The sequence below is a fragment of the Enhygromyxa salina genome (assembly GCF_000737335.2).
Taxonomy (GTDB): domain Bacteria; phylum Myxococcota_A; class Polyangia; order Nannocystales; family Nannocystaceae; genus Plesiocystis; species Plesiocystis salina_C.
Map to the genome: position 1 here is coordinate 1 of NZ_JMCC02000236.1, position 3,075 is coordinate 3,075.

4 protein-coding genes are annotated in these 3,075 nt (G+C 61.6%); 2 read left to right on the top strand and 2 right to left on the bottom strand.

Going from position 1 to position 3,075, the window contains the following annotated elements; all coding sequences use genetic code 11:
• Positions 1-52 precede the first annotated feature (52 nt).
• Complete coding sequence (locus DB30_RS40470) at positions 53-595, bottom strand: hypothetical protein (protein ID WP_146662914.1); 543 nt, start codon at positions 593-595, stop codon at positions 53-55.
• A 1,033-nt stretch (positions 596-1,628) separates the two neighbouring features.
• On the opposite strand from DB30_RS40470, the gene DB30_RS40475 reads away from it, so the two are divergent.
• Complete coding sequence (locus DB30_RS40475; RefSeq protein ID WP_146662916.1) at positions 1,629-2,135, top strand: hypothetical protein; 507 nt, start codon at positions 1,629-1,631, stop codon at positions 2,133-2,135.
• Here DB30_RS40475 and DB30_RS40480 read toward each other — a convergent pair.
• Positions 2,127-2,498 (bottom strand): hypothetical protein, encoded by a 372-nt coding sequence (locus DB30_RS40480; protein ID WP_146662918.1) that lies wholly within the window; start codon positions 2,496-2,498, stop codon positions 2,127-2,129. The two genes, DB30_RS40475 and DB30_RS40480, sit on opposite strands and share 9 nt — an antisense overlap.
• A 12-nt stretch (positions 2,499-2,510) precedes the next feature.
• Here DB30_RS40480 and DB30_RS40485 point away from each other — a divergent pair, with 12 nt between their 5' ends.
• Positions 2,511-3,044, top strand: coding sequence for a site-specific integrase (locus tag DB30_RS40485; RefSeq protein WP_052559455.1), 534 nt, complete (start codon positions 2,511-2,513; stop codon positions 3,042-3,044).
• Positions 3,045-3,075 lie beyond the last annotated feature (31 nt).

Consider the following 3,075-nt stretch of genomic DNA (forward strand, 5'->3'; position numbering starts at 1 on the left):
CCTGCACCGGCAGTTTTAGTTGTCGTCGACCGGCAAAAATAAATGTCGTCGATCATTGGCACTCGCTTCGAGCTGCCAGCTTCGCAGCACGCTTCGGGCCCTCGGGCAGCGTCTCTCGCATGCGTGCGGAGAAACGATCGAGGCCGCAGCTAATCGAGCCGAGTTCGAAGTCGAGTTCCTCCTCCGCCCGAACAGTCTGCTCGAGTTCACGCGCCGTAGTTGCCATATCATCGAAGAGCCCGTCGAGCCGATTCTTCAACGTCGAACGACTCGGTGGACGAAAGCCAAGTCGCTCGAGCGTGGCCTCGACCTCGCGGGTCGTCTGCACTGCCGCGAGACCGCCAGCAGCCAGGGCCAGGTCCGGGAGCAGGCTCCCGTCGACGATGCCGATAACCATGTTGAGCGGGTGAATCGTGGGCCCGTTGCGCACATCCTCGCGCCAATACAGAGGCTCCTCGACCACGTGGGCGCCCCATAGACCCTGGTATAGGCAGCTCGACTTCTGCTCGAGCCGCTTGTAGGGCTCGCCATTGATGATGACCCGCGCTTCTGTAGTTCGTGCGGCTTCGAGCTGGTCCTGCTCGCGCAGCCACATGGCGTCCGCGACCACCGAACCCGCGGCCTCCGAGGTGTCAATCCAACTATCGCTGTGGCGACGTTCGTTGGTGACCTCCGCGATTGTATCGGCGATCAGCCGGAGGCGCTTGTCGGAGCGGTCAATTTGGGGGATCCTGGCGTTTCGAGGCATGTCCGTATAGTCGGTTTCGCTGCTTGTAGCGATCCCGAGCAGGACCAGTCTCGAAGCACAAGCGTCACTTGACCTTGTCTTCTGGGACGCTGCGTTGCTGAGCGAGCAGCTGTAGTGCCTCTTCTCCAGCAGCCTGCATAGCCTTCGAGCGAGTCTGAAAATCAGCCGATGGCCCGCACCGCTCGTCGGCGAGTTCACCCATCAACCGCGCGAGCTTCTGAAGGTTCGGGTCGTTCCGATCAACCTTGGGGATCCTGGCGCTCCGTGACATTGCGTGGGATCAAGAATGCCCGAACTTCCCGGCCAGGGCTATGTGTGAGGGATCCTTACAGGCCCATCTGATCAGTCGTGTCTCCGTGGCGTGCTCAGGCTGCGATCCCCGCCCTCTAGATCTGCCCCACCCCGGTCAGCGAGCGATTGCTAAGCAAGTGCGAGGCTCTCTGATCCGTACGTGCGAGCTCAACGGCGTGGAGCCGTAGGAGTACCTACGGGACGTGCTCGTCTGCCTGGCCGAGGGCTGGCCGGAGGATCGGCTGGCCGAGCTGCTGCCACATCGTAGGATTGCTGCGGGCGCCGCTGCTTGAGCCCGGCTTGGACCGGTCGCTCGCAAGATGCACTTCTCTGGCGCTTGCTGGGGCCGAGGTCAGTAGCGACGACGTCGAGTGTTGATCTGGTGCTGATCGGCATGTGGCGCTGGGCGGTGCCACAGGTCCGGGGTCTGCCGCAAGATGCACCTCGTGGATCGCTTACGTGCCGGTTGGTACACAGGAGCCGGGGCGGTCAGTCGCGCCTCCTGAGGAAAATACGCGCGCCACGCGGTCATCTCTACGCAAAGCCACTAAATTCTCCGTTCCGTTGTGCGTCTTGGTAGTCTGTGCGCATGGCAGGATACACTGTTCAAGGTCCGTTCGAAGTTCCAGTGGAGCGTCTCAAAGGTGGTCGTCAGATCGACCGCTCATCGCTACCAGACTTCTGGGCGACACTAGGCGCCCTTGCCGAAACAAAGGGCTGCTATACCTTCGGCATGAAGGCTGCCCGAGGGTACATGCCTATTTATGTGGGAAAAGCTACAAAGTCATTTCGGCAGGAGTGTTTTGGTAAACATCAGCGAGCGGATCATTACAACCCAGCTCTCCTCCAATATCTGAGGGCAACACCAATGCTCTTTCTGGTAGCTCAGAAGACGAGTCGAGGGAAACCTGGTCTCAAAGAAATCGGTGAGCTTGAGAAGTTCCTAATTCAGGTCGGTGTCGCGCGCAACCCACACCTAAGCAACGTTCACCATACGAAACAAGACACATGGTCGATTGACGGCGTAATCCGAGCAGCAGGCGGGACAAGTTCACGTTCGTCCCGAGCGTTTAAGGCGATGATGAAACTAAAATAGGATGTGGTGCCGAGCCGCAACTCTCAACTTCACTGGCCAGAGTTGTGCGCTCCGCCGTGCGGGTTCAAGCTGGCGCAGATTTTTCGGATGGCAGCACACCCCTTTGATGTGCACGACGCCCGCGATCGCTGAGCGCGGGATGTCGACGAAGCCTCGCCCCAGGCCACTGCCCGCGTTGTCCTGCTTAGGCATGCCGTGCAGCCGCGCGCGGACACACGTCGCCCGCGGCCACAGCACGCGCGCCATCACTCGATCCTGTTTCCCGTTGTCGACCTCCACATACGCGACCACGAGATCCCCGATCTGCGGATTGAGGTCGCCAGCTGGCGGGCGCTTGTAGACACCCTCGACAAACGACTTCATGTCACCGCGGCAGTGCTCGTCGAGCTGCTCGCGGTCGACGTAGCGACAGCGAGCCGGCACCTGCGGCGGCTCGACGAGGAGATCGTCGAGACCAACCCCTGCGACGTGCACCGCAAACACCTCGGCCGCAGCGGCGACAAAGACCCAGAATGGCGAGCGTCGGCGCTGTACAAGCGCGACGAGATCATACGATTGATCAGCGAGCCGCTGATCCCCCCAGATCGCCGCGTGCTCTACACAATCAGCTTCTTCACGGGCCTGCGCCTGGGCGAAGTCGCGGAGACCTGCTGGCGTCACTGGACCCCGGCCGACCCAGCGTCGAAGCTGCTCGTTGCCCACAGCTACACAAACTCGACCAAGACCGACACCCCGCGCGAGGTCCCGGTGCACCCGCTGCTCGAGCTGGTCCTACGCGCCTGGCACGATCACGGCTTCGAGCAGGCGATCGGCCACGCGCCGCAGCCCGATGATCCGCTGATCCCCAGCCCGCGATCCCCAGGCGGCAACGGCTCGCATCGGCACCGTGTCAAAGATCGGGCGAATTGATCCACCTCAGATCGGATGATTTGACCCACCC

What these genes read in the sequence shown, in the direction of transcription:
- DB30_RS40470 (WP_146662914.1), bottom strand. Translation starts at nt 595, where the DNA reads ATGTGGCTGCGCGAGCAGGACCAGCTCGAAGCCGCACGAACTACAGAA.
- DB30_RS40475 (WP_146662916.1), top strand. Translation starts at nt 1,629, where the DNA reads ATGGCAGGATACACTGTTCAAGGTCCGTTCGAAGTTCCAGTGGAGCGT.
- DB30_RS40480 (WP_146662918.1), bottom strand. Translation starts at nt 2,498, where the DNA reads ATGAAGTCGTTTGTCGAGGGTGTCTACAAGCGCCCGCCAGCTGGCGAC.